Source organism: Blastomonas natatoria, from assembly GCF_003201955.1.
Lineage (GTDB): Bacteria > Pseudomonadota > Alphaproteobacteria > Sphingomonadales > Sphingomonadaceae > Blastomonas > Blastomonas natatoria.
The window spans coordinates 41,269-68,170 of the sequence record NZ_QJJM01000007.1 but is presented as its reverse complement, the minus strand read 5'-3'; the positions used below and the strand labels follow the sequence as shown (position 1 = coordinate 68,170).

General features: G+C 62.8%; 21 protein-coding genes and 1 tRNA gene. 15 read left to right on the top strand and 7 right to left on the bottom strand.

Translation table 11 applies throughout. From position 1 onward, the window contains the following. The first annotated feature begins 192 nt into the window (after positions 1–192). Complete coding sequence (locus C7451_RS10125; protein WP_110298847.1) at positions 193–936, top strand: hypothetical protein; 744 nt, start codon at positions 193–195, stop codon at positions 934–936. Between the two features lie 42 nt (positions 937–978). Here the strand turns inward: C7451_RS10125 and C7451_RS10120 are convergent, their stop codons facing one another. Beyond that, positions 979–2,739, bottom strand: coding sequence for a class I adenylate-forming enzyme family protein (locus tag C7451_RS10120; RefSeq protein ID WP_110298846.1), 1,761 nt, complete (start codon positions 2,737–2,739; stop codon positions 979–981). Positions 2,740–3,013: 274 nt separating this feature from the next. Here C7451_RS10120 and C7451_RS10115 point away from each other — a divergent pair, with 274 nt between their 5' ends. Next, on the top strand, positions 3,014–3,751 hold the full coding sequence (locus C7451_RS10115; RefSeq protein ID WP_110298845.1) for a Crp/Fnr family transcriptional regulator: 738 nt from the start codon (positions 3,014–3,016) through the stop codon (positions 3,749–3,751). A gap of 50 nt (positions 3,752–3,801) precedes the next feature. Beyond that, on the top strand, positions 3,802–4,887 hold the full coding sequence (locus C7451_RS10110) for a sensor histidine kinase (RefSeq protein ID WP_110298844.1): 1,086 nt from the start codon (positions 3,802–3,804) through the stop codon (positions 4,885–4,887). Between the two features lie 33 nt (positions 4,888–4,920). On the opposite strand, the gene C7451_RS10105 is transcribed toward C7451_RS10110, so the two are convergent. After that, positions 4,921–5,352: a response regulator gene (locus C7451_RS10105; protein ID WP_208625189.1), complete on the bottom strand. Its 432-nt coding sequence runs from the start codon at positions 5,350–5,352 to the stop codon at positions 4,921–4,923. Between the two features lie 262 nt (positions 5,353–5,614). Here C7451_RS10105 and C7451_RS10100 point away from each other — a divergent pair, with 262 nt between their 5' ends. From C7451_RS10100 to C7451_RS10080, 5 genes are all read left to right on the top strand, one after another. Then, on the top strand, positions 5,615–7,435 hold the full coding sequence (locus C7451_RS10100; RefSeq protein WP_110298842.1) for a DUF885 domain-containing protein: 1,821 nt from the start codon (positions 5,615–5,617) through the stop codon (positions 7,433–7,435). A 62-nt stretch (positions 7,436–7,497) separates the two neighbouring features. Then, positions 7,498–7,785, top strand: a complete 288-nt coding sequence (locus C7451_RS10095) for a DUF167 family protein (RefSeq protein WP_244181796.1) — start codon at positions 7,498–7,500, stop codon at positions 7,783–7,785. Positions 7,786–7,890: 105 nt separating this feature from the next. Continuing rightward, a complete protein-coding gene (locus C7451_RS10090; RefSeq protein ID WP_244181794.1) occupies positions 7,891–8,523 on the top strand; it encodes a lysophospholipid acyltransferase family protein in 633 nt (210 codons plus the stop codon). After that, on the top strand, positions 8,520–9,329 hold the full coding sequence (locus tag C7451_RS10085) for a DUF1295 domain-containing protein (protein ID WP_341866622.1): 810 nt from the start codon (positions 8,520–8,522) through the stop codon (positions 9,327–9,329). Before C7451_RS10090 ends, C7451_RS10085 begins: the two co-directional genes overlap by 4 nt. A 78-nt stretch (positions 9,330–9,407) precedes the next feature. Beyond that, positions 9,408–10,316 carry a hypothetical protein gene (locus tag C7451_RS10080; RefSeq protein WP_110298840.1) on the top strand — a complete coding sequence of 303 codons (909 nt, stop codon included), beginning with the start codon at positions 9,408–9,410 and terminating at the stop codon, positions 10,314–10,316. A 12-nt stretch (positions 10,317–10,328) separates the two neighbouring features. Here the strand turns inward: C7451_RS10080 and C7451_RS10075 are convergent, their stop codons facing one another. Beyond that, positions 10,329–11,153, bottom strand: a complete 825-nt coding sequence (locus C7451_RS10075; protein ID WP_167398504.1) for a universal stress protein — start codon at positions 11,151–11,153, stop codon at positions 10,329–10,331. Between the two features lie 325 nt (positions 11,154–11,478). Between C7451_RS10075 and dmeF the strand changes: the two genes are divergently transcribed. The 3 genes from dmeF (at position 11,479) to C7451_RS10060 (ending at position 14,169) form a co-directional block, all read left to right on the top strand. After that, a complete protein-coding gene (dmeF, locus tag C7451_RS10070; RefSeq protein WP_110298838.1) occupies positions 11,479–12,459 on the top strand; it encodes a CDF family Co(II)/Ni(II) efflux transporter DmeF in 981 nt (326 codons plus the stop codon). Positions 12,460–12,507: 48 nt separating this feature from the next. After that, positions 12,508–13,731 (top strand): tyrosine--tRNA ligase, encoded by a 1,224-nt coding sequence (gene tyrS, locus C7451_RS10065; protein ID WP_110298837.1) that lies wholly within the window; start codon positions 12,508–12,510, stop codon positions 13,729–13,731. Positions 13,732–13,830: 99 nt separating this feature from the next. Then, positions 13,831–14,169, top strand: coding sequence for a PilZ domain-containing protein (locus tag C7451_RS10060; RefSeq protein WP_023837442.1), 339 nt, complete (start codon positions 13,831–13,833; stop codon positions 14,167–14,169). A gap of 4 nt (positions 14,170–14,173) precedes the next feature. Here C7451_RS10060 and recG read toward each other — a convergent pair whose 3' ends face one another. Continuing rightward, a complete protein-coding gene (gene recG, locus C7451_RS10055) occupies positions 14,174–16,231 on the bottom strand; it encodes an ATP-dependent DNA helicase RecG (RefSeq protein ID WP_110298836.1) in 2,058 nt (685 codons plus the stop codon). A 103-nt stretch (positions 16,232–16,334) separates the two neighbouring features. Between recG and C7451_RS10050 the strand changes: the two genes are divergently transcribed. After that, the gene (locus C7451_RS10050) at positions 16,335–16,601 is read left to right on the top strand and encodes an FAD assembly factor SdhE (protein ID WP_060979196.1); all 267 of its coding nucleotides are present in this window, start codon (positions 16,335–16,337) and stop codon (positions 16,599–16,601) included. Between the two features lie 27 nt (positions 16,602–16,628). Next, positions 16,629–20,126, top strand: a complete 3,498-nt coding sequence (gene mfd, locus C7451_RS10045; protein ID WP_110298835.1) for a transcription-repair coupling factor — start codon at positions 16,629–16,631, stop codon at positions 20,124–20,126. A gap of 114 nt (positions 20,127–20,240) precedes the next feature. Here mfd and C7451_RS10040 read toward each other — a convergent pair whose 3' ends face one another. Continuing rightward, positions 20,241–21,902, bottom strand: coding sequence for a GGDEF domain-containing phosphodiesterase (locus tag C7451_RS10040; protein WP_110298834.1), 1,662 nt, complete (start codon positions 21,900–21,902; stop codon positions 20,241–20,243). An 86-nt stretch (positions 21,903–21,988) separates the two neighbouring features. On the opposite strand from C7451_RS10040, the gene C7451_RS10035 reads away from it, so the two are divergent. Together C7451_RS10035 and C7451_RS10030 are read left to right on the top strand one after the other, a co-directional pair. Next, complete coding sequence (locus C7451_RS10035; RefSeq protein WP_110298833.1) at positions 21,989–22,777, top strand: NAD kinase; 789 nt, start codon at positions 21,989–21,991, stop codon at positions 22,775–22,777. A 94-nt stretch (positions 22,778–22,871) separates the two neighbouring features. Further along, a tRNA-Asn gene (locus C7451_RS10030) sits at positions 22,872–22,946 on the top strand. 422 nt (positions 22,947–23,368) lie between these two features. Here the strand turns inward: C7451_RS10030 and C7451_RS10025 are convergent. After that, complete coding sequence (locus C7451_RS10025) at positions 23,369–24,121, bottom strand: sulfite exporter TauE/SafE family protein (RefSeq protein WP_110298832.1); 753 nt, start codon at positions 24,119–24,121, stop codon at positions 23,369–23,371. A 6-nt stretch (positions 24,122–24,127) separates the two neighbouring features. Beyond that, positions 24,128–26,851, bottom strand: coding sequence for a preprotein translocase subunit SecA (secA, locus tag C7451_RS10020; protein WP_110298831.1), 2,724 nt, complete (start codon positions 26,849–26,851; stop codon positions 24,128–24,130). Between the last annotated feature and the right edge of the window lie 51 nt (positions 26,852–26,902).

The window sequence follows — 26,902 nt, the reverse complement described above, 5'->3', positions numbered from 1 at the left end:
TGCATCAAAACCTTCACGCCGAGGTGCAATAGGGGCCGGGCCAGCAGTCACAACCCGTTTGATCGCAGAAGCTTGCGGACCGGGCAAGGCGAATTGCTTGTGGCCAACTGCACTGGACGCGCTGACAGCACATGATAGGCTGGCGGCAAAAGAAGATTCGGTCGCTTGGGACAATCAATCGGGAGTTTTGATATGGCCAGCCAGCCAGCCGAGTTCAGCATCGCAAATGTGTTTTCAAACACCTTTGGCGTAATAGTCCGCAACGCTGCACTGTTTCTGGGACTTTCACTGGTGATCGTGGGCCTGCCCCAGCTGGGCATGGGCCTGTTCGTGTCACCAGGCGTAGCCGATCCGGCTACCGTCTTTCTCAGCCCTGCCCTGATGCTGAGCAGCGTGGCGGGCTATTTCGTCTTTCTGTTTCTTTCGATCATCCTGCAGGCCTCGCTCATCGTGGCATCAGCCAACGATCTTGCGGGCAAGCCGGTCAACTTCGGGGAGTGCGTCAGCCGGGCCATCGCCAAGCTGCTGCCGCTGATCGGTCTCGGCATTGTTGTCGCCATAGGCATCAGTATCGGACTGGTCATGCTGATCATTCCGGGGGTAATCCTGTACCTGATGTGGATGGTCGCAGTGCCCGCACTGATGGTGGAAAACCTCAGCGTCGCAGAGGCGCTGAGTCGCAGTGCCGCACTGACCAAGGGCTCGCGGCTCAAGCTGCTGGGCCTCATCATCGTCTTTTTCATTTTCAGCATGATCATCGCCATCCCCATTGGCGTGATCTCGATGATCAGCGCCAGCCTCTCGGTAGTGAGCAGCGCGCTGCTGAGTACGGTAAGCGCAGCGGTTGGTGCAGCAGGCATTGCGGCAATCTACCTCGAACTTCGCGGAACGAAGGAAGGCGCCAGCAGCGAGGAACTGGCAAGCGTGTTTGCCTGACCGATCGACCGGGCTGTCATCGGGCAGCCCGGTCGTCCCTGTTCAGCTGAACAGGCTGGCCAGGTCCTTTTTGAGGATCTTGCCGTTGGCGTTGCGCGGCAGCGTTTGCTCGCAGAACACGATCCGCACCGGTACCTTGAACGCGGCAAGCCGCTCACGCACCCAGGCCTGAAGCTCGGCCTCGGTAGCATGGCTGCCAGGGGCCAGATGCACGACCGCCGCCGGCTCCTCTCCAAGGGTCCGGTGCGGCAATCCGATCAGCGCGGCGTCGGTAACCGCCGGATGGTCGTAAAGCACGTTCTCCACCTCGGACGAATAGATGTTCTCGCCACCACGAATGATCATGTCCTTGGCGCGATCGACGATGTAGCAGAAGCCCTCCTCGTCGAGCCGCGCAAGGTCTCCGGTGCGCACCCATCCGTCGACAAAGGTCGCGGCGGTTGCTTCGGGCTTGTTCCAATAGCCCTTCACGATCTGCGGCCCCCGCGCCCAGAGTTCGCCCACCTGGCCCACCGGCAGTTCGGTCTGACCATCGGCGTCCATGATCTTGAGATCGCTTACAGGCACGGCCGGACCGCAACTGTCGGGACGATTGAGATAATCCTCCGCCGTATGGCTGGTCACCGTCGCCATCGTCTCGGTCATGCCCCAGCCATTGCCGGGCAATGCACCGAACACTTCGCGGATCTTGCGCACCAGCTCGGGCGCGGATGGAGCGCCACCATAGGAAATCGACTTGAGCGAGGAGAGATCGTACTTGTCACGGTCGGGATGCTCGATCAGCTGCCAGGCAATGGTCGGAACGCCGCCAGTGGCCGTTACCCGCTCGCGCTCGATGATTTCCAGCGCCTTGGTTGCATCCCATTTGTGCATGAACACGAGGGTCGATCCGCTGAACATGACACCGGTCATGCCCGCGCTGCACGCGGTCACATGGAAGAGCGGAATGACGGTGAGCATCACTGCAGGCTCGGGCGCCGGGGGTGCCTCACCCCGACGCAGCGAGGATCGCACCCCGGCATAGGCAGTGGTCAGGATGTTCGTCGTCATGTTGCGATGGCTGCCCAGCGCGCCCTTGGGATGCCCCGTCGTGCCCGATGTGTAGAAGATCGTTGCCGCATCGTCCGGCGCTATCTGGATGGCAGGGAGCTCTGCTGCGGCAAGATCGGCATAGGCAGGTGGTGCGCCGATGACGGACTCCAGGCTCTTCGCCGCAGCAGGCAGCGCGCCGTGACTGCGGCTGACGAGCATCATATCGAGGGCGCTCAGCTCATCCAGATGCGGCGCGATGCGGTCCAGTCGCTCGGCATCGGCAATCAGCAGCCTAGCGCCGGAGTCGGCAAGACCATAGGCCAACTCGGCTCCGGTCCACCAGGCATTCAGCGGAACCGCAATGGCACCAATGCTGACGATAGCGAAAAACGCGACCGGCCATTCGGGCAGGTTGCGCATCGCAAGGGCCACGCGATCACCCTTGGCGATTCCCGCGGCCATCAGATGCTGCGCCAGCGTGGCTGTCGCGCGGAACCAGGCATCATAGGTGACGCGTTCATCCTCATAGACAAGGAAAGTCTTCTCGCCATGCATGCGCGCGATCTGCGCCAGCGCGGCAAGGCTTGGCGGAGCATTCTTCCAGCACCGCGTGGCGACTCCCTCGACCTCGATCGTTTCCATCTCGAATGGCTGACCGGGGGCGCACAGCATGGCTTCGATCTGCTTGATCGACATGGCTGGCCAACCCTCGGGCGCGCTCCAGCTATCGGTGCTGGTCTGTGGGCTGACGGGGCTCTGGGTGAGCGTCATGTTGGGGCGATCCTCTCCGAATGAATTTACGTTTGCGTCAACCTTATGGAATTGAGCGCGACACGCAATCACTGATTTGAAGGATCGGTTTCGGCTGCCGTGCGTAAACCCGCTTTAGAAGCGTGTTCGGATTTATAACATATGTTAATATTCTGATTTTGCTGGATATTTAAGCTGACCCACCTAAAGGCTAGGCCGCCGAGCAGCAAACCAAGTTCGATTGACGGGGCGGTTCGGCAGGTCGGCTGGACGCCCTTCTTGCAGGAGCCCGACCATGTCAGACAGTTGTTTCGTTGTCCGACTGAACCGATATCTCGATCTTACTCCTACCGAAAAAACGGCCATCGCGAGCCTGGAACGAGAACCGCGCGAATATGCGTCGGGGAACACCCTGTGGCAGGAAGGCGATGATCTGTCCGAACTGCTGATCGTGCATCAGGGCTGGGCTTTGTCCGAAAGCCGACTTTCCACGGGCAAGCGGCAAATCCTTCGCTTTCACTTCTCCGGCGATCTGATCGGCGCCTCGGGCATTGCATTTCGCGATGCACCGTCAAGCATCGTTGCGGCCACGGACATGGTGGTCTGCCGCTTTCCCCGGCGCGCGCTGGGCGAAACCTTCATCCAGCATCCGCGGCTGGCGGCGCTCTTCTTTTCGATCAGCCAGATGGAAAGCATCGACCTTTATGACCGGCTGCGTGCGCTGGGCCGCAGTGAGGGTAAGGCCAGGCTGGCAAACCTGTTTCTCTCGATCGCAGCGCGCATGCGGGCGGTGAGCGGGCAGCACAATCCCGTGGTCCGCATTCCCCTCACCCAGAGCGATCTTGGCGATGCGGTCGGCCTGACACAGGTTCACGTCAACCGCCTGATCCGCCAGATGACCGAAGAGAAGCTGATCACCCGGAACCGCAGCACCGTAACGCTGCTCGACGAGCCTCGGCTGATAGAGATTTCGCGGTTTATCGACCGGTTCAGCTCGCTTGATTCGAGCTGGTTTCCATCTCCGCGCGGATGACCCTTGCTTCTCAACACTGTCGGCGGACAGGTCCGCTAGAAAGCTGACCCATGTCCGAGCTCGATTTCCTTGCCCAAGCTTTCGGCGTCACTCGCGGCCCAGCCGAGGACAGGTCGCTGTCTGCACGCGACACGCTGCGGCGGATGAACTCGGCCTTCCGGATCCTGACCGACGCGATGCCGCAGATGGTCTGGTCCACCCTGCCCGACGGCTTTCACGACTATTACAACGCGCGCTGGTATGAATTCACCGGCATGCCCGCCGGGTCTACCGATGGCGAAGGCTGGAACGGCATGTTCCATCCCGATGATCAGGAACAGGCCTGGAATGTGTGGCGACGGTCGCTCGAGACCGGCGAGCCCTACGAGATTACCTATCGCCTGCGTCATCACAGCGGGGACTATCGCTGGACCTTGGGGCGGGCATTGCCACTGCGCAACGAACAGGGGGAAATAGTCCGCTGGATTGGCACCTGCACCGACATTCATGCATCCAAGATGATGGCGGAGGAGAACGAGGTCCTGAGCCGTGAACTCAGTCACCGGATCAAGAATATTTTTGCGGTGATCAACGGGCTGATCGGCATGTCTGCGCGCCAGAACGCCGAGCTGCGCCCGCTGGCAGCAGAGCTGCAGGATCGCATCGCCGCTCTTGGCCGGGCGCACGAATTTGCTCGCCCGCATAGCGAGCAATCTCGGCCGGTAACAATCGCATCCACCCTGCAGGGTCTCTTGACCGAAATCCTGAAAGCCTATCCCGCGCAGGGCGAGGGGCGGCTGACGATCGACGGCGATGACCCGGAAATCGACGACCGCAGCGCCACGCCGATTGCGCTGGTGTTTCACGAACTCGCCACGAATTCGGCGAAATATGGCGCGCTGTCTTCTGAGCGGGGAACGGTCGATATCACGATCGCCTCTCGGAACGACGAGATCGCCTTGCACTGGATCGAGGCAAGGGGTCCTGAGATCCTGGGCGAACCGGCATCGACCGGGTTTGGCACCAAGCTGGTACAACTGGCGGTCACGCAACAGCTTGCAGGGTCAATCACCCGGCTTTGGGATCGACAGGGACTGCGAGTGGAGATGCGACTTTCCGCTGATCGATTGAAAAGGGCCGACGGCGCTCCGGTCTGAGCGGCGCCGACGGCGCTGGTGAAGCTGATCCGTTCAGTGAGACAGCAGCGTCAGCCCTGGCGGAGGAGCGGGCGTCGCCGAGCCCTCGCGCGCGGCAAGAGCGAAATCGACCGCCTCGACAACCTGACGGCTGTCTGCCGGCTTGATCATCACTCCCAGCGCTCCTGGGATGGGTATGTCGATCTGGCGAGGGTTGGCCGTCACGAAAATCACGGTGCATCCGATTTCCTGGCCGAGCCACGCGCCAATCGAAGGCCCGGTGGCTCCGTCGCACAGGTTGATATCGACCAGAGCAACCGTGGGCGACAATTCGGCCAGGCGCATCGCCGATTTCCAGTCATCTCCGACGCCCACGACTTCATAGCCGGCATCTTCAAGCCCGACCTGCATGTCGAGTGCGACGAGAAACTCGTCTTCAATGATGAGGATACGGGCGGTCATGGCGATAACGGTGTAAGTTTCCAACAGGCCAACCCATTATGAGCGGCTTCTAAAATGTCAAACCATTGGCCGGGCATAAAGTTTCATCGATAAGTTGATCCATGTTAATCGACGCAATCAATTCGACCCGCTTTTTGAGCCGGCTTTCCACAAACGCCAATCCCGGTTCGACGAGTGCATAACGGCATGATTGCCGTGCGGTTAATGCCATGTTAGCGGCATCGTATATGCTCTCCGCTGTCCAGCGACCATGTGTGGAGCGCATCAAAACAGGGATTATCAACACATGCCTTTGTTCCGTCAGACCATGCTGCTGCTCGCCAGCGCCGCGCTTGCCGCACCGATTGCCACTGCACCGGCCCTCGCCCAGTCGGCGACACAGGCTGCGCCCCAGTCAGAAGATGCCCGCCTGACCGCGCTGTTCGCCGCTGATGACGAGGCCAGCCTGAAACGCAACCCGATCAATGGCCTGTTTCGCGGCGACACACGCTATGCCGACCGCCTTGGCGATTATGTGACCGACGCCTATTTCGATGGCGAACGCAAGGCTGCCGAGGCCAATCTGGCCGAACTGGCGAAAATTGACCGGTCGAAGCTGACCCCGACCAACCAGATTGCCTATGACATTTTCCAGCGGAACCAGAAGGATACGCTCAAGGGCTTGTCGGCCGAGTTTCTGCCGTTGACCGCTGTGCGGCCGATCAACCACTTTTTCGGCTTCCACACCTTCTACCCCAATTTCGCGTCGGGCACCGGCACGGCTCCGTTCAAGACGGTCACCGACTATGAGAACAACCTCAAGCGTCACAAGGAATTCGTGACGCTGATCGATCGCTCGATCGAGCGGTTCAAGCAGGGACAGGCCTCCGGTGTGGTCGAGACCAAGCTGACCATCCGCAACGTGATCGAACAGCTTGACACCCAGCTGGCGCAGAAGCCTGAGGAATCGCCATATTTCGGGCCGACCAAGCAGTTTCCCGCCGATTTCAGCGAGGCTGACAAGGCGCGCTTTACCGAAGCCTATCGCAAGGCCATCACCGACGACATCTATCCGGCCTACAAGCGGCTGCGCGACTATCTTGCCAATGACTATTTGAAGGATGCGCGCGAGGGCGTCGGCCTCAAGTACATGAAGGGCGGTGACAAGCTTTACGGCTATCTGATCGAGCAGACCACGACGCTGCCGCTGACGGCCGACGAGGTTCACAATCTGGGGTTGAGCGAGGTCAAGCGTATCCTCACCGAGATGGAAGCGATCAAGACCGAAGTCGGCTTCAAGGGCACGTTGACCGAGTTCTTCAACTATCTGCGCACCGACCCCAAGTTCAAGATGCCGACCCGCGAGGCCTTGACCCAGGGCTATTACGATATCGGCAAGAAGGTCGATGCGGTCATCTCGACCCAGTTCAAGGTGCTGCCCAAGACCCCGCTGGAAATCCGCCCCTATGAGGAATTCCGCGAGAAGTTCGAGGCTGGCGGCAGCTATCAGTCGGGCAATCCCGACGGATCGCGCCCCGGCATCTTCTATTTCAACGCCTATGACCTGCCCAGCCGGACCACGCCGGGCATGACCACGCTGTATCTGCACGAAGGCGCTCCGGGGCATCATTTCCAGATCAGTCTGGCGCAGGAAAACCAGGATCTTCCGGCCTTCATGCGCTTTGGTGGCAACACCGCCTATGTCGAGGGCTGGGCGCTCTATTCCGAGAAGCTGGGATATCCGATGGGCCTGTTCACAGATCCGTACCAGCGCTTCGGCCATCTCGACGACGAGATGCTGCGTGCGATGCGACTGGTCGTCGACAGCGGCATCCATTCCAAGGGCTGGACGCGCGAACAGGCAATCAAGTACATGCTCGAAAACTCGTCGATGGGCGAAACCGATGCCACTGCAGAGGTCGAGCGCTATATTGCCATTCCCAGCCAGGCGCTCGCCTACAAGATCGGCGCGCTGACCATCCAGCGGCTGAAGGCGAAGGCTGAAAAGGAACTGGGTTCGAAGTTCGATCCGCGCGAATTCCACGATCAGGTGCTCAACACCGGGGCGCTGCCGATGAGCGTGCTGGAAGAGAAGATCAACCGCTGGATCGCCGCGACCAAGGGCTGATCGGCCGCAACGCAATGTCATCCGAAGAGACCCCGCCCTGGCGCATCGTGCCGGGCGGGGTCTTGCTGTTCGTTCGCGCGAGACCGCGCGCCAGAGGAAACGCGATCGGCGGGATTGGCCACGATGCCGACGGGCGAGCTGTTTTGCAGCTTCGCATTGCCGCGCCTCCCGCCGAAGGTGCCGCCAATGCGGCACTCATCAATCTGCTCAGCACGGCTTTGCAAGTTCGCAAACGCGACGTTTCGTTGAAATCGGGCGCGACCGGCCGTGCCAAACAGTTCCGGATCGAGGGAGACGGAGCCGCGCTTGTGGCCAGGCTCGAAGCGCTCATCGCTTCTTGCATCGCCTGATCGCCGCCAGATCGGCGCAATAACATTTGCCAGTCTGCCGCATCTTATGCACTCTGCCTGTCGTATCTGGCGCAAGGACCAGAACGGGGGCGGATTCAGGACATCATGGATATTCACGACGACGTGTGGCCACCGCGGACCGACGACCGTCCCCCCACCCTGCTTTCGCGCCTCGTGCGGCGCCTGCTGCTGATGCTTTATCGCAGCCAGGGATGGCGCGCGGAGGGCGAGGTGCCCGAGCCGCGCCGCTTTGTCATCATCGCCGCGCCGCATACCAGCAACTGGGATTTCCTCTATTTTCTGGGGCTCACAGGCGACCTTGGCATCAAGGCGCATTTCATGGCCAAGACCTCGCTGTTCCGGTGGCCGCTGGGGCGGTTCATGCGCGACATGGGCGGGGTACCGGTCGAGCGCAGCTACAATCGCGGCCAGGTGCAGCAGATGGTCGAGGAATTCGCCCGGCGCGACGAGTTCATGCTGACCATCGCGCCCGAAGGAACGCGCGGCAATGTCCGCCAATGGCGCACCGGCTTTTACCAGATTGCACTGGCCGCTCGGGTGCCCCTGGTCTGCGGGCTGATGGATTATGGTCGCAAGGTCGGCGGGCTCGGCCCCGCGATGATGCCCACCGGCGATTATGCCGAAGACATGAAGAAGATCATGGAATTCTACAAGAGCGTGACCCCGCGCCATCCCGACCGTGCGGGCACCGACATCATCAAGGATAGCCGCCTGTGATCCCCGTGACCGAAGCCGTTCCCCTGTTGCTGCACAACCTCGTGCTCATTTTCGGCGTGATGATCATCCTCTGGGGCGTCGCCGTGGCGATCAAGGACGTATCGTTCATCGATGCGGTCTGGCCGATGGGCATGGTACTACTTGCTGCGGTCACCTTCTGGCTGAGCGATGCCGCATCGCCCGGCGCCGTGCTGCTGCTGGCGCTGACCGCAATCTGGGGGACACGGCTGGGGCTGCACCTGTTCGTGCGGTGGCGGCGCAACGGCGTCGATCCGCGTTACGCCAAGATCATCGCTTCTGCGCAGCAGAAGAAGGGCTGGAGCTTTGCAAAGACCGCGCTGCTCCAGGTGTTCCTGCTCCAGGGACCGCTGCTGTTCATGGTCTGCCTGCCGGCGCAGCTGGGCATCTGGCGGGGCGGCGAGCTGAACGCACTCGCGCTGGTGGGGGCAGTGATAGCGGCCATCGGCATCGCCTTCGAAACCATCGGTGATGCGCAGCTCGAGACATTCCGCGCCAATCCCGCCAACAAGGGCAAGGTGCTGAACACGGGGCTGTGGCGCTATACCCGGCACCCCAATTATTTCGGCGATGCCTGCACCTGGTGGGGCATCTGGCTGGTGGCCTTCTCGACTGGCTGGGACATCGGCCTGGCGAGCCTGATCGGACCCGTATTCCTCAACTTCACCCTGGTGAAATGGAGCGGGGCGGCGATGCTCGAACGCGGCCTCAGGAAGACGCGCCCCGAATATGCCGACTACATTGCGCGGACCTCATCCTTCTTCCCCCTACCCCCGCGCGGAGAATGAGCCTGGGGATGATTACCGGCTCTTAAGGCTTGTGCGCTAATCCTGTCGCCAATCGAGGCAGCAGGCAGCGCAAGACCCATGACCAAACCGCTTGACGACGTAACCGCGATGATCGCGCAGGCCCGGGCGCTTGGACCCGACGAAACACTCGCGCTTCGCCGCGTCGTCTGGCCCGATGGCCGCATCACCCCGAACGAGGCCGCCATCCTGTTCGAGCTCAACCGCGCCAGCAGCGCACCGAGCACCGAATGGGTCGACTTCTTTGTCGAGGCGATCGCCGCCTATATTGTCGAACAGGCCGAGCCGCGCGGCTATGTCAGCGACGAGAATGCCGACTGGCTGATCGCGGCCATCGACCACGACGGCAAGGTCGACAGCCTGGCCGAGCTCGAATTGCTGGTGAAGGTGATTGAAAAGGCCGAGAACGGGCCCGATCGCCTCAAGCGCTATGCCCTTGAGCAGATCCGCAATGCCGTTCTGCATGGCGAGGGCCCGACACGCTGCGGCGGCGGTCTGCAGCCTGGAAGCATCGGCACGACCGAGGTTCGCCTGCTGCGGCGCGTGCTCTATGCCACCGGCGGCATGGCCCCAGCGCATATCAATCGCGAGGAAGCCGAATTGCTGTTCGCGATCAAGGACGCGACCCTGGGCGGTAACAATGCGCCCGAATGGCAAAGCCTCTTCGTGCAGGCGATGCGACTGCATCTGATGACCGACCAGCGCTTTCGCGCACTCAGCCGAGCCGATGCGGCACGGCTGCATGCCTTCATGACCGATACATCCGCCGTAATAGGCAGCTTCTTCGGCCGCATGTTCCGGTCGCTCGGCAATGTACCTCCTCCGGCCGATCGCCCGGCCCCCGCCCCGTTGGCCGAAACCGGCATCAGCGCTGAAGAAGACGGCTGGCTGCAGGCCATGGTCGATGCCGATGGTGCGCTCGATCCGCTCGAGTGCGCGCTGCTCAAGGCATTGGCCGAAGACCGCTGACCCTGATTCGGGTTACTTGCGCTTTCTGACCATCAGCACATCGGACGGAACGGTTTCCAGCAACCTGCTGGCCGTACTGCCGATGGCCGCATGCGCGAGGCCGCTGCGCCCCTGCGTGCCAAGCACCAGCAGATCGGCCTTTTCCTCGTCCATCCAGGCCCACATCACGCCTTCGAAGCTGCCCTCGATGACATGGCTGGTGATGCGCGCACGATCGTCCGCCGCGATTTCGTAGCGCGTCAGGAATTTCTCCATTTCCTCGCGCGCTTCGGCGGCCATCTCCTTGGCAACGCCATCGGCCTTGAGAAATCCGGGATAGGCGACGTGAAAGACGCTGATCAGGTCGATCTTGGCATGGGGAAACAGCGCCAGCGCTGCCTTGAGCGCTTCTGCCGAACAGTCCGAGAAGTCAGTAGCGACCGCGAGGCGGGCATAGGGGCGGTGCGCACCCTGTTTGACCACCAGGACAGGCACCACGGCGTGCCTCACCAGATGATCGACCGCCGTTCCCAGCACGAAATCGCGCAAATTGTTGAACCGCGCGATCCCAACAACGATCAGGCAGGCATCCTGAACGATGGCAGCCTCGGCCAGCTTCTCGGGCACATTGCCTTCGCCCAATATGATTTTCCAGCTTTCGACCTGCGGACCGAAATCCCGCCGCAATCGGCGGACAACATCAGCTCTTTCATGGCCGTCGCCAGTGAGCGCGCCCGCCGCGACATGCGCGATGACCGGCTGGCAATCGAGGTCCTTGGCAATAGCCAATCCCCGCTCGACATGCCGGTCGCTGCGCGCGCTGAGATCTGTTGCGATGATGATATTCGACTTCTTCATGGCCTCTCCTTCCAGGTTTCGGCTTTTCCGCAGGCGGATGCGCAAGGCGACGCGCGCTGCAGAATGTTCGATCAGGCAGGGACGGCCCCCAGCCACCCCGTCGCAGGGGGCTTGACCCGGGCGCGGCCAACAGGGGTACCGCGCCGTTCGCAATAGCCTATCGCGAAAATCCGCACGGCATTCATTGCGATCGATCAAAACTGCGCAAGGAAGGTCCTGGCGAAGATCGGGATCGCACTTGCATGTGCGGGGCGGGGCTGACAAACTTGGGGGCGAGCCGGGAAGCATATCCGGCCCCTCCCCTGTCATCTGCGGAACATTCGTCATGCACCACGATGCTGCGCTGGAAAATCTGACCCACGATCACGTGTTTGCCGGCCACCGGGCCGAGGAAAGCGAACGCCGCACCTGGTATGTCGTCGCGCTGACTGCCGTCACCATGATCGCCGAAATCATCGCCGGTTGGTGGACCGGGTCAATGGCCCTGCTTGCTGACGGCTGGCATATGGGCAGCCATGTCGCCGCGCTGGGGCTTGCGGGGTTCGCCTATCATTTTGCGCGCACCCATGCAGCAGACCGACGTTTTTCGATGGGCACCGGCAAGGTCGGATCGCTGACCGGATTCACCAGCGCGCTACTGCTTGGCATGGTCGCGCTGCTCATGGTCTGGGAATCGGCGCACCGGCTGCTCGATCCGGTCATCATCGATTATCGCTCGGCGATCGTCGTCACGGTCATCGGTCTCGCGGTCAATGTGGCAAGCGCCTTTCTGCTGGGCGGACACGAGCATCATCATCACGATGAACATGAACATGAACATGAACATGACCATGATCACGACCATCACGACCATCATCATGACCATAATCTGCGCGCTGCCTATGTGCATGTGCTCACCGATGCCTTGACATCGGTGCTGGCGCTGGTGGCACTGGGCGGCGGCTTGTGGCTGGGCCTCGCATGGCTGGACCCGCTGATGGGGATCGTTGGCGCCGCCGTCATTCTCTGGTGGGCAGCAGGGCTCGTGCGCCAGTCATCGCGGGTGCTGCTCGACATGGAAGCAAACCCTGCCGTCGCGCAGCAGATTCGCCAGCGCATCGAAAGCGATGCCGATAACCGTGTCGTCGATCTTCATCTCTGGCAGGTCGGTACCGGCCATCTTGCGCTGATCGTATCGCTGGCGACACATTTTCCCCGCCCGCCCGCGCATTATCGCGCGCTGCTTGGCGATCTGCCGGCGCTGTCGCATTGCACGTTCGAGGTCATCCCGTGCGAGGATCGCCGATGTTCACCCGGACAGGCGTGACAGACCGGCTTTTCGACCACGCCCATCGATGCTAAGCGCGCCGCCATCATGAACCAATATTCTTCCGATCTGCTCCGCCTGCTCGATGCACGCGGCTATATCCACCAGCTGACCGATGCAGCCGCGCTCGATGCGCTTGCCGCCAAGCAGGTCGTGCCGGGATATATCGGCTTCGATCCGACTGCGCCTTCGCTTCATGTCGGATCGCTGGTGCAGATCATGCTTCTGCGCCGCCTGCAGCAGACCGGGCACAAGCCGATCGTCGTCATGGGCGGCGGCACCGGCAAGATCGGCGACCCCAGTTTTAAGGATGAAGCCCGCCGCTTGCTGACAACCGATACGATCGCGGCCAATGTCGCGTCGATCAAGCGCGTGTTCGAACGCTTCCTGACCTTTGGCGATGGTCCGACCGATGCGATCATGGTCGACAACTCGGACTGGCTCGACAAGCTCGAGTATATCCCCTTCCTGCGCGATATCGGCCAGCATTTCTCGATCAACCGGATGCTCAGCTTCGATTCGGTCAAGTTGCGGCTCGATCGCGAGCAGTCGCTCAGCTTTCTCGAATTCAACTACATGATCCTCCAGGCCTATGATTTCCTGGAATTGTCTCGCCGCGTCGGCTGTCGCCTGCAGATGGGCGGCTCGGATCAATGGGGAAATATCGTTAACGGCATCGAGCTCGCGCGCCGCGTCGACGGCACCGAGGTCTATGGCGTGACCACCCCGCTGATCACGCTCGCGGACGGCGGCAAGATGGGCAAGACCGAGAAGGGCGCGGTGTGGCTCAACGAGGACGCGCTTCCGGCTTATGATTACTGGCAGTTCTGGCGGAACACGCAGGATGCCGATGTCGGCAAGTTCCTGCGCCTGTTCACCGACCTTCCGCTCGAAGAGATCGCTCGGCTGGAAGCGCTTGAAGGCTCGGAAATCAACGAGGCCAAGAAGTTGCTGGCTGATGCTGCCACCGCCATGTGCCGTGGCGCCGAGGCCGCACAGGCTGCGGCAGAAACCGCGCGCGCCACATTCGAACAGGGCCAGGCCGGCGGTGATCTGCCCAGCATCCGCGTACCTCCTCAAGGCATGTCGATCGTTCAGGCGAACACCGCGCTCGGCTTCACCGCATCCAACAAGGAAGCGAAGCGCAAGATCGAGGAAGGTGCCGTCAAGGTTAACGGCGAGAAGGTACAATCCTTTGATTTCATGGTTAAACCCGGCGACAAGCTGAGCCTTGGCCAGAAGAAGCACGGCCTCGTCCTGGCAGAGGATTGACATAGCGACTGACAAGTAATCCCGCTCGACTATTTACACTTTGTTGGTAAATTTGCCCGAAGGTGAACTTCAGCAAACATGCTTCAACGGGTGGTGAAAATGTCCAGAGGTGCCAAACTAGCGGTGGTGGAAAAACGTCAGGCAGCACGTCATGTCGTCAGTCATCCGACGATCGCCGAGCACAGGCACCTGGGGGATATCAAGACCCATATCGTCAATATCTCGGCCAATGGCTTCATGACCGAAGGCGACATGCCGCTCGCAAAGGGCGAGCGCATCACCGTGCGATTGCCGGTGATCGGCCGGATCGAGGCGCATCTGATCTGGTCGCTGGGAGGACGCGCAGGATTCCAGCTTGAGCGGGTCATTCGTCTGAACGAATTTAACCAGATGGTCGAGCAGCTCGGGGGCTCTCCGCCGCCGTTCGGTCGGCGCTGAAGCCTCAGCCACCCCTGAGAAGCTTCGCGCCGTAGTCGCGCTCGAGCAGATAGAGGGCGGTGCGCGCCGCCTGCCCGCGTTCGCTTTCCAGCCCCCCGTCGCGGTCCATCAGCAGACGGGCATCGTCCGTAGCAGTGGCAATAAGGCGTTGCACCTGTTCGGGCGTCGCGATGCGAAAGGCGCTCTCGCCCGACTGCCTTGTGCCGAGCAGTTCACCGCCACCGCGCAACCGCAGATCCTCTTCCGCGATATGAAAGCCGTCCTGGCTTGACCGCATCAGGGCAAGCCGCGCGCGCGCCGTCTCGCTGAGCGCGCTTCCGCGCAGCAGCACGCAGACCGATTTCTGGTCGCCCCGCCCCACGCGCCCGCGCAGCTGGTGCAATTGCGCCAGGCCGAAACGCTCGGCCGCCTCGATGATCATCAGTGTCGCATTGGGGACGTCAACTCCGACCTCGATCACCGTGGTCGCGACGAGCAAAGCGGTCTTGCCGCTGGCGAAATCGGCCATCATCGCGTCCTTGCGCTCGACCGGCATCTGGCCGTGGACAAGAGAGACCTTCCCCGGAAAGCGCTCGGAAAGCTGCGCTGCACGGGTTTCCGCCGCCGCAAGATCGCTGGTCTCGCTGTCCATCACCAGCGGGCATACCCAATAGGCCTGGCCACCGCGCTCGATATGCCGGGCGAGGCCATCGACAATCTCATGCAGACGGTCATCGGCGATCACCCGCGTCTCGATGGGCTGACGCCCCGGCGGCAGCTCGTCGAGCCGCGACACGTCCATCTCGCCATAATGGCTGAGCGTCAGCGTGCGCGGGATGGGCGTTGCCGTCATAGCCAGCAGATGCGGCGTCGCCCTGCCCTTTTCCTGCAGCATCAGCCGCTGCGACACGCCGAACTTGTGCTGCTCGTCGATCACGGCAAGCGCGAGATTGCGGTAGCGCACGGCGTCCTGGAAAAGCGCGTGCGTGCCGATGGCGATCTCGATCGATCCGTCGGCCAGCCCCATCAGCGTCGCCTCGCGCGCGCGGCCCTTGTCGCGCCCGGTGAGCACCGCGATGCTGACGGGAAGCCCCGAAAGCATGCGCGAGATCGTGTCGAAATGCTGGCGCGCCAGGATTTCGGTGGGTGCGAGCAGCGCCGCCTGCCCGCCGCATTCCACTGCGTTCAGCATCGCCATAACGGCGACCAGCGTTTTCCCTGCCCCGACATCCCCTTGAAGAAGCCGCAGCATCGGTACCGGCTGCGCCATGTCGCCGTTGATCTCCGCGATCGTCCGCTGCTGCGCCCCGGTCATTGCGAAGGGCAGCTTGAGCTTGTCGCGCAGATGCCCGTCGCCTTGCAGCGCAACGCCCTTGCGTTTGCGGTTCGACTGGCGGATCAGCGCGAAGGCGAGCTGGTTGGCGAAAATCTCGTCATAGGCCAGCCGCTCGCGCGGTTTTTCGTCCATGCCCTGATGCGCTGCGGCGAGCGCCTCGTGCCAGTCGGGCCAGCCCTCGCGCGCCTTCAGCGTCGGCTCGATCCATTCGGGCAGCGGCGGCAGTTGCGCCAGCGCCTGGGCCGCCAATGACGCGACGCGCTTCTGCCCGAGCCCCTCGGCGAGCGGATAGACCGGCTCCGCTTCGCCGATCTGCCCGGCGTCCTGCGGAGCGACGACATGGTCAGGATGGACAATCTGCCAGGCTTCACCCCAGATTTCCAGCTTGCCCGCCGCAAGCCTGGTCTCGCCCAGCGGCCAGAGCTTCTTCGCCCAGCCCGGATTGCCGCCGAAATAGACGAGTGCGATGTGATTGCCGATCGAATCCTCGGCGATCACCCGGGTCGGCCCGCGTCCAGGGCTGGAGCGATAGCCGGTGGCGGTGAGCGCGATGATGATCTGTTCGCCCGTGCCGGCCTGATCGGCATTGTCCACATGACGTCTGCGGATGAACCCGGTGGGCAAGTGATAGGCCATGTCCTTGACCCGAGCGATGCCCAGCCGTGCGAACGGCTTTTGCAAGCTGACGCCGACGCCCTTCAGGCTCTCGATCTCGGCGAATGCGGGGTTGAGTATATCGGGGCGCATGGCTATCGCAAAAAGCGCAGGCAGTTGAATGCTCTGCTGGTCAGGTTTCTGTCCCCCGTCTTAGGCAGGCCCGGCCCACCCCGCAAGCAAAGGAACTTCTGGCATGGACCGCGAAACCCGATTGCGCCGCCTGGCCTTCCGCGCCTGGCACCGGGGCACGCGCGAGGCGGATTACATGATCGGCGGCTTTTTCGACCGCTATGGCAAGACCTGGTCGGACGAAGAGCTCGACTGGTTCGAGACGCTGATCGAGGAGCAGGACGTCGACATCATGGCCTGGGCCATCGGCAAGCAGCCGGTGCCGGAGCAATTCGAAGGGCCGCAGATGCAGGCCTTCCAGAAGCTCGACTTCATCAACATTCCGCGCTGATTGCACCGGCGCACAAGGCTAGACCCCGTGGACAGCATCAGCCGCATCCTTCAAGCGACAGCGCCGCTGACGCTCGCCAGCGTCGCGCCCGGAGCGCTACCCTTGCTACTGGCCGACCTTGCCCGCGCGGCAGCGGCGCGCAAGCAGGGCGGGCGCGTGGTCTTCATCGCGCCCGACGATGCGCTGATGCACGCGGTGGCCGAGACCGCGCCCTTCTATGCGCCCGACCTTGAGGCGATCGAGTTCCCCGCCTGGGATTGCCTGCCCTATGACCGCGCCTCGCCCTCGCTTGGCATCACTGCGCGGCGGCTCAAGGCATTGTGGACGCTGCAGCAGCCTGCCGGCGGCCCGCAGCTGCTGGTCACCACGGCCAATGCCGTCACCCAGCGCACGCTGACCCCGTTCCGCATCCGCCAGGTCGGCGCGGAGCTGAAACCCGGCATGACGATCGCGCGCGAGGCGCTGATCGAGAAGCTGGTGCGCCAGGGCTATGCCCGCACCGATACCGTCGCCGATTCGGGCGAATTTGCGGTGCGCGGCAACCTGATCGACATCTTTCCCGCGGGCATGGACTCAGGGCTTCGGCTCGATTTTTTTGGCGACGAGCTCGACACGATGCGCGCCTTCGATCCGGGCACGCAGCGATCGACCGAGCGGGTCGAGCGGCACATCTTGCTGCCCGCATCCGAAGTGCTGCTCGATGCTGACAGTATCAAGCGCTTCCGCGGCGCCTATCGCGAGGCATTCGGCGCCAATGCCACCACCGATCCGCTCTATCAGGCGATCAGCGACGGGCGCAGGCTCGCGGGCATGGAACACTGGCTGCCGATGATCGAGGAGCGGCTGGTGCCGCTGTTCGAGCATCTCGACGATGCCGACATCGTGCTGCGTGATGCGGGCGCGGATGCCGCCGCCGACCAGCGTTTCGAAAGCATCACCGATTATCACGCCAATCGCCAGCGCGGAAACGAGGACAAGGCCGGCAGCTATCGCCCGCTCAAGCCCTCGGCGCTCTATCTGGTGCCCAAGGAATGGCGTGCGGCGGCGGATGAAACCCCGATCCACCTCGTCAGCGGCCATGACGAGCCCGAATCGAGCCGCGTGCTCGGCCTGGGCTATCGCACCGCACGCGATTTCGGCGCCGAGCGCGCGCGCGGCGACAATGTCTATGCCGCCGCCGCCGCGCATATCGATACGCTTCGCAAGGCCGACAAGGGCGCGATCATCGCGAGCTATTCGGAAGGCTCGCGCAGCCGGTTGCTCGGCCTGCTCAAGGACCATGGCCTGGCGCGCATGGCGCTGGCGGACAGCTGGCAGGAAGCCCTCGGTCAAGCCGCGACCGGCATGGCCTCGATGGTCGTGCTGCCACAGGATCACGGATTTGCCACCGACCGCTATGAAATCCTGTCCGAACAGGATCTGCTGGGCGACCGGCTGGTGCGGCGACGCAAGAAGCGCAAGTCCGCCGATGCCTTTCTCGCCGAACTGCAATCGCTCTCGCAGGGCGATCTGGTCGTGCATATCGATCACGGCATCGGCCGCTATGAGGGGCTGGTCTCGATCCCGGTCGGCAAGAGCCCGCACGATTGCGTCTGGCTGACCTATGCGGGCGGCGACAAGCTCTATGTTCCAGTCGAGAATATCGATGTCCTCACGCGCTATGGCTCCGAGAGCGAGGGCGTGGCGCTCGACAAGTTGGGCGGCGAGGCCTGGCAGCGGCGGCGCGCCAAGCTGAAGGAACGCATTCAGGCGATTGCCGGTGAGCTGATGAAGACCGCGGCGGAGCGCGCGCTGCGCACCGCCGATGTCGCCGAGGTCGAACCCGGCGTCTATGCGAGCTTTATCGACCGCTTCCCGTACGAGGAAACCGAGGATCAGGAACGCGTGATCGCCGAGGTGCTGGAAGACCTCGCGTCGGGCAAGCCGATGGACCGGCTGGTCTGCGGCGATGTCGGCTTCGGCAAGACCGAGGTGGCGATGCGCGCCGCGTTCGTCGCCGCAATGTCGGGCATGCAAGTCGCGATCGTCGCGCCGACCACGCTGCTCGCGCGCCAGCACTACACCAATTTCGTAGAGCGCTTTCAGGGCTTCCCGCTCAATATCGGCCGCCTGTCGCGCCTCGTCACCGCGAGCGAGGCCAAGGCGACGCGCGAGGGCCTGGCCAATGGCACGACCGATATCGTCATCGGCACGCACGCGCTGCTCGCCAAATCGGTCGAGTTCAAGCGGCTCGGCCTCGTCATCATCGACGAAGAACAGCGCTTCGGCGTGGTCCACAAGGAGCGGCTGAAGGCGCTCAAGGCCGATGTCCATGTGCTCACGCTGACCGCGACGCCGATCCCACGCACGCTGCAAATGGCGATGAGCGGCCTGCGCGAACTTTCAGTGATCCAGACGCCGCCGGTCGACCGGCTCGCGGTACGCACCTATGTGATGCCCTGGGACCCGGTGGTGCTGCGCGAGGCGCTGCTGCGCGAACATTATCGCGGCGGCCAGTCCTATTTCGTCGCGCCGCGCATCGCGGACCTCGACAAGCTCAGCGAATTCATCCGCGACGAGGTGCCCGAGATCCGCCACATCATGGCGCATGGCCAGATGGCTCCTTCCGATGTCGAGGAGCGGATGAGCGCGTTCTATGACCGAAAGTACGACGTGCTGCTTTCCACGACCATCGTCGAATCGGGCATCGACATCCCCAGCGCCAACACGCTGATCATCCACCGCGCCGACACGTTCGGCCTTGCCCAGCTCTACCAGCTGCGCGGGCGCGTCGGCAGGTCCAAGACCCGCGCCTATGCCTATCTCACCACACCCGAAAACCGCGTGCTGACCGAGACGGCGGACAAGCGGCTCAAGGTGCTGGGCGATCTCGATACGCTTGGTGCGGGCTTCCAGCTTGCCAGCCACGATCTCGACATTCGCGGCGCGGGCAATCTCGTCGGCGACGAACAGTCGGGCCATATCCGCGAGGTCGGGTTCGAGCTGTACCAGTCGATGCTCGAGGAAGCGATTATGGAGGCCAAGGCAGGCGGCCTGTCGCTCGACCTGCCGCGCCAGAAATTCTCGCCGCAGATCACCGTCGATGCGCCGATCCTCATCCCAGAGGATTATGTGCCCGATCTGGCGGTACGCATGGCGCTCTATCGCCGGATGAACGACCTTACCAACCGGGCCGAGATCGAGGCATTTGCAGCGGAAATGATCGACAGGTTCGGCCCGCTGCCCGATGCGACGAGCAACCTCATCAAGCTGATCGAGATCAAGCTCAACTGCATCATCGCCTGCGTCGCCAAGATCGATGTCGGTGCGCGCGGGGCGTTGGTCAGCTTCCACAACGACAGCTTCCCCGACGTTCCCGGCCTGCTCGCCTATGTCGAGCGGCTGAAGGGCACCGCCAAGCTGCGCCCCGACCAGAAGCTGCTGATCCAGCGCGTGTGGAGCGATCCTGCGTCACGGATCAACGGATTGATCCAGCTTTCCAAGGGCCTGGCGGGGATCGTGAAGAAGAGCGCGAAGGCGGGGTAAGGCGCTGTACGCCCTCTCTCCTTTAGAGGAGAGGGTTGGGAGAGGGGCAATGTGCCAACGCTGGCGCCACCCGCCCCTCTCTGCTGCGACTAGGCGGCAAGCCGCCAAGTCTCGCTATCTCTCCCCTGAAGGGGAGAGAGCTGAGATCGCAAACTCCGCGAACAGCTCCGCCTCCATCGCCTTGCCGCGCAGGAAGCCCTGGAAATAGTCGCACCCCTCGTCTCGCAGCGCGGCAAGCTGCGCGTCACTCTCCACGCCCTCGGCAATCACCTTGAGGTTAAGCGCCTTGGCCATCGCGATGATCGAGCGCACGATGATCCTGTCCGCCTCGGCGCCGCCGATATCGCGTGTCATCGCATGGTCGAGCTTGAGATAGTCGAGCGGAAGGTGCTTCAGGTACAGCAAGCTGGAATAGCCGGTCCCGAAATCGTCGACTGCAATCCGTGCCCCGGCCTCACGCAGTGTTCCGAAGCGTGCCGACGCCCGCTTCAGATCCGGCACCAGAGCCTGTTCGGTCATTTCCAGGGTCAGTCGCCAGGGGCTGAAGCCCGTCTCGCTCAGCATTGCCAGTTCGCGCTTCGCGAAATCCTTCTCGCCAAGATCCTCGGCGGTGACATTGAGCGACAGCCTCAGCGGCGCCAGCGGTCCGGTCCATTGCGCGGCCTGCTGCATCGCCTTCAACCGGATGTGCCGTGACAGGACCCGAGTAAAGTCCGCCTTGTCAGCGAGCGCGAACAGGGTGCCGGCGCCGATTTCGCCATGGTGCGGATGGCGCCACCGCGCCAGCGCCTCTGCCCCGACGAGCCTGCCCGTCTCCACGGCAAATTGCGGCTGAAAAAGCACTGAAATCTCGTCGCGCTCGATTGCCTGGACAATGTCCTGTTCCAGCCTGTAACCGCTTTGCGGGGTGCGGTCCGACTGCCGGTCGGCCCAGCGAACAGGATCGGCGGCGCTTTCGCGTGCGTTGGCCAGCGCCGCTGACAGACGATCGAGCAAGGATACCGGGGTTTCGCCCTCGCGCGCCAGCGCCAGCGCTGCACGCGCAGTGAGGCGCAGGCGGTGCCCTGCCACCTCGAGGGGGTCTGACACCGTCCGCAGCATGCGTTCGGCCATGACCTGCCAGCCGAGGCGCTCTTCCGGCATGCTATAGGCAACAAGGAAATCACCACCAGCAAGCCGCAAGGTCAGCGCGGAACCGCCTGCCAGTCTTGTCGCCTGGCGCTCCAGGCGTTTCTCCATCGCTTCAAGAGCCGCGTCGCCAATGGCGGTGCCGTATGTGGCGTTGACCGCAGGCATGCGGCGCAAGCCGATCAGCATGGCGTGCATGGCCCCTTCCCCTGCCACCGCGAAACTCGCAATGCGCTGGTGTATCTCTGGCAGGTGCAACTGCTGGTCCTGCAATTGCGAATAAAGCATGCGCAGCTGCAATCGAACTGCGGCAGGCGCGAAAGGGGCGACGAGCGCGTGGCTCCACCCGGGGAGCAGGCACGGATTGGCTTCGGCCCAGGCAAGGTCGCAGATCAGCAAGGCCAGCCCCTGGTGGCCCTGCGGCAACGCCGGTTCCGACGCCTCGGCCGCGCCGCGCAAGTCGGCGACCAGCAGATCGACGGCCCCGTCCCGGCACTCCGTAAAACCGGCGTCGGCCAGCATGGGCACCAGCGCCGGATCGGCGATGCTGTCATCCGTCAGTCGCCATGTCGGGCTGTAGCCAAGTTTGCCGCTGTCCAGAAACCGCCCCCAATCACGTGACTGCCGGGTATAGCTGCGCGCTGCCATGGCATGATGCGCTTACCGCCCAAGAATGATTGGCGCATTAGCACCGATCCGTTAAGACCCTGTCACCCCATAACAAGGCGTGGAACATGCCCCAATCGGTTCTTGACCGCAAAATCGCGCTGGCCGTCTCGCCCACCGAACGGGCGCGCAAGGCGGCGCGCGAGGTGCAGGCGGCGCACGACTGGGCTGATCTGGACCAGGCCGATATCGTCGTCGTGATGGGCGGCGACGGCTTCATGCTGCAGACGCTGCACCAGATGCTGGAGCGCGGCCGCATCGTGCCGGTTTACGGGCTCAATCTCGGCACCGTCGGGTTTCTGATGAACCTTTGGCGCAGCGGCGACAGCATCGTGCATCGGCTCGAGCGGGCGCAGAGCTTCGAGGTGCTGCCGCTGTCGATGACAGCCACCACGATGGCAGGCGAGCGCGTCACCTATCCCGCAATCAACGAGGTCTCGCTGCTGCGCGAAACCCGCCAGACCGCAAAGCTTGAAGTCAGCGTCAACAACGCGGTGCGAATCAGCGAGCTGGTGTGTGACGGAGTCCTGGTGGCGACTCCCGCGGGCTCGACCGCCTATAACCTGTCCGCCAACGGGCCGATCCTGCCGCTGGGTTGCGGCATGCTGGCGCTGACCCCGATCAGCCCGTTCCGCCCGCGTCGCTGGAAAGGGGCGCTGCTGCCCGATTCGGCCCAGATCACCTTTCGCGTGCTCGAACCCGGCAAGCGCCCGGTCAGCGCGGTCGCGGATCAGCGCGAAGTGCGCGATATCCGCGATATCCAGATCGCGATCGACCCCAACCGCCGCCTGTCGCTGATGTTCGATCCGGGCCACAGCCTCGACGACCGGATTTCGGCGGAACAATTTATCGTCTGAACAGCAAATCAGACGCTTGCCAAACCAAAAAACCCGGTGCTATAGGCGCGCTTCTCCCGGGGAGCTTCGGCGCTTCGGGAAGGCAAAAGAGCGTTCCCCGATAGCTCAGCGGTAGAGTAGGTGACTGTTAATCACTTGGCCGTAGGTTCGAATCCTACTCGGGGAGCCAGCCTTTTTTGAAGCGGGCCGGTCATGGCGCGCATGCGCCAGCCTGAAGTTCGGATAGGTGCTCCGGCTGCGAGCAATCAACCCTCGTCCCTTTTCCTGTCGCGGTCCCTGCTGATGCGGCGTTGCCGACGATAGACCTGTTTGTGCGATCTGTACCGTGCGAGGAAGATTGCAGCGGTCGTGCACAGGACGATCAGGGCGATCAGGCCATAGGCCATGATGAGGCGTGTTTCGATACATAGATCCTTGGGGCAGGCTGAGCCGATCCGTAACGGTGGCAACGGATAGGACCACTATTGGTTGCGCCGAGCCTGCCGACGCGCAGCTTCGCTTGGCGGGGCGACACCCGGCATGGCATGGCATGCCTATACCGCGTTTCTGCCGTTATCGCTCGTCTTTGTTGATCTGGCAGAAATGATGCAATCAGCCGCCGAAACGCTGCCACAGCAACTGCGCTGCCACATAGAGGATGAGCGCGGCGGTGGCGATACGGATGGCCTTCTGGGGCAGGATCCGAACCCCGGCATGGCTGCCAATCTGACCGCCGACAAGCACAGCCAAGAACAAAGGCCAATAGGCCGAGATCGCGGTTGGCGTCGCGGCCGCATCCGCTTTCATTGCTTGCCCGGCCAGCCCCGCGAGCGAGTTGACCAGGATGAACACGCTGGCGCTGGCCGCGATCTGGCGGGCGCTCGCCCAGCGCAGCAGGTGCAGCACAGGCGCGAGGAATATCCCGCCACCAATGCCGACAATACCGCTGAAAAAGCCGACACCCATGCCGATCGGCACGCTGACCCAGTTCAACTGAGATCGCGGCGCCCCGTCCTTCCCCGGCTCGCGCTGGACCAGCATCAGCAGCCCCGCAATCAGCAGCGCCGAACCGAGCAGCGCAACGAACAGCGGCTTGTCCACCGGCAGCCGCCCGCCCGCCCAGGCACAGGGCGCAGACAGCAGCAGGATCGGCCAAAGCGGCTTCCACGGCACCTGCCCCGCCCGCGCAAAGCGGATGGACCCGCCGGTGACCACGATCAGGTTGCACACGAGAGCGATCGCCGGAAGCAGCTTGTAATCGGTCCCGGCGAGCACCAGCAGCGCGTTATAGGTCGAGCCGCCGCCAAAGCCGACGGATGCGTAGAGCAGAGCCGTCAGCGCGAAACCGGCGGCCAGCCCCCACATGGATGATTACGCCGCCTTGCCGTGACAGTGCTTGTACTTGCGGCCCGAACCGCAGGGACACGGCGCATTGCGGCTGATCTCGCTGCCAACCAGATCGACCGGGGCATCAGGAAGCGGCGACTGGCGCGGCGGCAGCGTTGCAGTGACGGTGCCCAGCGTGCCGCCGTCGATATCGGCGCTGTTGTCCTCGCCGGTGAACGGATCGAAATGGGTCGTCAGGAAATCGGGCAGTTCGGGCAGAGCAGGAACCTCCGGCTCGCGGATTTCCAGGTTCATGATCGTGCCGGTCACGTCCTCGCGGATCACCTCGAGCATGCGTTCGAACAGGCCGAATGCCTCGCTCTTGTATTCGTTGATGGGCGTCTTCTGCGCATAGGCGCGCAGGAACACCACCTGACGCAGCGCATCGAGCGTTGCGAGATGCTCCTTCCAGTGATGGTCGAGGCTCTGGAGCAGCACCGACTTCTCGATCGAACGCCACATGCCGGTCTCGATCTCGCTCGCCTTGGCCTCGACCTTCGACTCGGCCATGTCGCGAATGCGTTGTTCGATCAGCTCGGGCTCCACCGCGTCTTCCTGCAGCCAGGCATCGATATCCGGCTCAAGGCCAAACACCTCGCTGACGCGTGCCTTCAGCTGGCTGATGTTCCACTGTTCGGGATAGGTGCCCGGGGGGCAGGCTTCGCCGACGATCGCGTTGACCGTATCGGCGCGCATATCGGACACGACATCATCGACGGCGTCTGCGTCCATGATCTCTGCACGCTGTTCATAGATGACCTTGCGCTGGTCGTTCATCACGTCATCATATTCGACGACCTGCTTGCGGATGTCGTAGTTGCGCGCCTCGACTTTCTTCTGCGCGGTCTCGATCGCCTTGGACAGCCATTTGGAACCGATGGCCTCGCCATCGGCGAGGTTGTTCTTCATCATCCGCGAAAACAGGGTGTCGGGTCCAAAGATGCGCAGCAGATCGTCCTCGAGGCAGAGATAGAAGCGCGACAGGCCGGGGTCGCCCTGACGGCCCGAACGGCCGCGCAACTGGTTGTCGATGCGGCGGCTTTCGTGCCGCTCGGTGCCCAGCACGAACAGGCCGCCAGCATCGAGCACCTGCTGCTTTTCGGCAGCAACCTCGGCCTTGATCCGTTCGATCGCGGCGTCGCGCTCCGGCCCCTCGGGCATGTCGCGCAGTTCATCATCGATACGGAACTCGACATTGCCACCCAGCTGGATGTCGGTGCCGCGGCCCGCCATGTTGGTGGCAATGGTCACCGCGCCCAGGCGGCCCGCCTGCGCCACGATATGCGCTTCCTGCTCGTGGAAGCGCGCATTGAGCACGCTGTGCTTCACGCCTTCCTGATTGAGGAACTCGGACAGCATTTCCGACTTCTCGATCGAGACCGTGCCGACCAGCACCGGCTGGCCGGTCTCGTATTTCTCGCGAATCGCCTTGGCGATGGCCTGAAACTTGTCGGTCGTGTTCTTGTAGAACTCGTCCTCCTCGTCGATGCGGCGGATCGGGTTGTTGGTCGGGATGGTGACCACGTTCATCTTGTAGATGTCGAAGAATTCGGCCGCTTCGGTCGCCGCCGTACCGGTCATCCCCGAAAGCTTCGGGTACATGCGGAAATAGTTCTGGAAGGTGATCGAGGCTAGCGTCTGGTTCTCGGGCTTGATCTGCACGCCTTCCTTGGCCTCGACCGCCTGGTGCAGGCCGTTCGACCAGCGGCGACCATCCATCATGCGCCCGGTAAACTCGTCGATGATGACGATCTGGTCGTCCTTGACGATATAGTCGATGTCGCGCTTGAACATCACATTCGCCTTGAGCGCCTGATCCAGATGGTGGACGATCTGGGTGTTCTCGACATCATAGAGATTGCTGCCAGTCAGCAGCCCCGCCTCTTCGAGCAGCCGCTCGGCCTTTTCGGTTCCGTCCTCGGTGAGGATGACCGAGCGCGACTTCTCGTCCTTCTCGTAATCCGCCTCGTCGAGCTTGAGCACGATCGCGTTGACCGCGATGTACATCTCAGACTTGTCGTCGGTCGGGCCGGAGATGATCAGCGGGGTGCGCGCCTCGTCGATCAGGATCGAATCGACCTCGTCGACCACCGCGAAATTGTACGGACGCTGCACCATCTGGCTGCGCTCGTGCTTCATGTTGTCGCGCAGATAATCGAAGCCCAGCTCGTTGTTTGTCGCATAGGTGATGTCGGCGGCATAGGCCTCGCGCCGCTGCGTCTCGTTGAGATTGGGCACGATCACTCCGGTAGTGAGGCCAAGGAAACGATAGACCTGGCCCATCCATTCGGCATCGCGCGCGGCGAGATAGTCGTTCACCGTGACGACGTGCACGCCCTTGCGCTCGATCGCGTTCAGGTAACAAGCTAGCGTGGCGACCAGCGTCTTGCCCTCGCCGGTGCGCATTTCGGCGATCTCGCCGCGATGGAGCACGATACCGCCGACCATCTGCACGTCGAAATGGCGCATGCCCAATGTGCGGATCGAGGCTTCGCGCACGGTGGCAAAGGCTTCGGGCAGGATGTCGTCGAGCGTCTCGCCCGCTTCCAGGCGCGCGCGGAACTTCAGCGTCTGATCGCGCAGTTCCTCGTCGGACATGGGCGAGATCTGCGGCTCGAAGGCGTTGATCTTGTCGACGATCTTGAGCAGGCCCTTGACGTAACGGTCGTTGGCAGAGCCGAAAAGCGATTTGGCAATGGCGCCGAGCATGGCGGTAATTCCTTGAAAAACTTATGAGAAATGGTCGAACGCCAGGCGCAG

Excerpts from the sequence above, each read along its gene's own strand:
- C7451_RS10115 (WP_110298845.1), top strand. The coding sequence starts at position 3,014 with ATGTCAGACAGTTGTTTCGTTGTCCGACTGAACCGATATCTCGATCTT.
- C7451_RS10090 (WP_244181794.1), top strand. The coding sequence starts at position 7,891 with ATGGATATTCACGACGACGTGTGGCCACCGCGGACCGACGACCGTCCC.
- C7451_RS10040 (WP_110298834.1), bottom strand. The coding sequence starts at position 21,902 with ATGGCAGCGCGCAGCTATACCCGGCAGTCACGTGATTGGGGGCGGTTT.
- recG (WP_110298836.1), bottom strand. The coding sequence starts at position 16,231 with ATGCGCCCCGATATACTCAACCCCGCATTCGCCGAGATCGAGAGCCTG.
- C7451_RS10125 (WP_110298847.1), top strand. The coding sequence starts at position 193 with ATGGCCAGCCAGCCAGCCGAGTTCAGCATCGCAAATGTGTTTTCAAAC.
- C7451_RS10120 (WP_110298846.1), bottom strand. The coding sequence starts at position 2,739 with ATGACGCTCACCCAGAGCCCCGTCAGCCCACAGACCAGCACCGATAGC.
- C7451_RS10060 (WP_023837442.1), top strand. The coding sequence starts at position 13,831 with ATGTCCAGAGGTGCCAAACTAGCGGTGGTGGAAAAACGTCAGGCAGCA.
- C7451_RS10035 (WP_110298833.1), top strand. The coding sequence starts at position 21,989 with ATGCCCCAATCGGTTCTTGACCGCAAAATCGCGCTGGCCGTCTCGCCC.
- C7451_RS10080 (WP_110298840.1), top strand. The coding sequence starts at position 9,408 with ATGACCAAACCGCTTGACGACGTAACCGCGATGATCGCGCAGGCCCGG.
- tyrS (WP_110298837.1), top strand. The coding sequence starts at position 12,508 with ATGAACCAATATTCTTCCGATCTGCTCCGCCTGCTCGATGCACGCGGC.
- dmeF (WP_110298838.1), top strand. The coding sequence starts at position 11,479 with ATGCACCACGATGCTGCGCTGGAAAATCTGACCCACGATCACGTGTTT.
- C7451_RS10025 (WP_110298832.1), bottom strand. The coding sequence starts at position 24,121 with ATGTGGGGGCTGGCCGCCGGTTTCGCGCTGACGGCTCTGCTCTACGCA.
- C7451_RS10050 (WP_060979196.1), top strand. The coding sequence starts at position 16,335 with ATGGACCGCGAAACCCGATTGCGCCGCCTGGCCTTCCGCGCCTGGCAC.
- C7451_RS10075 (WP_167398504.1), bottom strand. The coding sequence starts at position 11,153 with ATGAAGAAGTCGAATATCATCATCGCAACAGATCTCAGCGCGCGCAGC.
- C7451_RS10100 (WP_110298842.1), top strand. The coding sequence starts at position 5,615 with ATGCCTTTGTTCCGTCAGACCATGCTGCTGCTCGCCAGCGCCGCGCTT.
- secA (WP_110298831.1), bottom strand. The coding sequence starts at position 26,851 with ATGCTCGGCGCCATTGCCAAATCGCTTTTCGGCTCTGCCAACGACCGT.
- C7451_RS10110 (WP_110298844.1), top strand. The coding sequence starts at position 3,802 with ATGTCCGAGCTCGATTTCCTTGCCCAAGCTTTCGGCGTCACTCGCGGC.